Origin of the sequence: Bradyrhizobium sp. NBAIM08, assembly GCF_020193935.1 — a bacterium.
In the GTDB taxonomy this organism is placed as follows: Bacteria; Pseudomonadota; Alphaproteobacteria; order Rhizobiales; family Xanthobacteraceae; genus Bradyrhizobium; species Bradyrhizobium yuanmingense.
In genome coordinates this window covers 1-543 of record NZ_JADYVR010000098.1, presented here as the reverse complement: position 1 = coordinate 543, position 543 = coordinate 1, and the positions used below count along the sequence as shown (strand labels likewise).

At 58.7% G+C, this 543-nt stretch carries 1 pseudogene; it reads left to right on the top strand.

The annotated features are described in order from the left end of the window. Positions 1-543 (top strand): annotated as a pseudogene (locus tag I6F37_RS38590) (DNA repair protein RecN); the annotation flags it as partial.

Genomic DNA, 543 nt, shown 5'->3' with positions numbered 1-543 from the left:
ATCGAGGAGCGTTATTTCGCGCTGAAGGAAATCGCCAAGAAACACCGCACGACCGTTGATGGTCTTGCCGCCATTTACGAAGACCTGTCGCAAAAACTGCGCCTGATCACCAATCAGGAAGAGGCGCTGGCCGAAATGCAAAAGGCAACCGCCGCCGCCCGCACGCTGTATATGGCGGAGGCTGAAAAGGCCACATCGAAACGCCAGAAGGCGTCGGCAAAACTCGCCAAGGCCGTGAATGCCGAACTGCCCGACCTGAAACTCGACAAGGCGAAAATCACCGTTGTCTGCGATAAAGCCGCAGACGAAAACGGCTGGTCGCCCGAGGGTTTCGATCATGTGCAGTTCATGATCTCGACCAACCCGAACACGCCGCCCGGCGCGCTGCACAAGGTGGCATCGGGCGGTGAACTCAGCCGTTTCATGCTCGCGCTGAAGGTTATTCTGGCCGAAACCAGCAGCATCCCGACCCTGATTTTTGACGAGGTCGATGCGGGCATCGGTGGCGCTACCGCAGATGCGGTAGGCGAACGCCTGCAACGC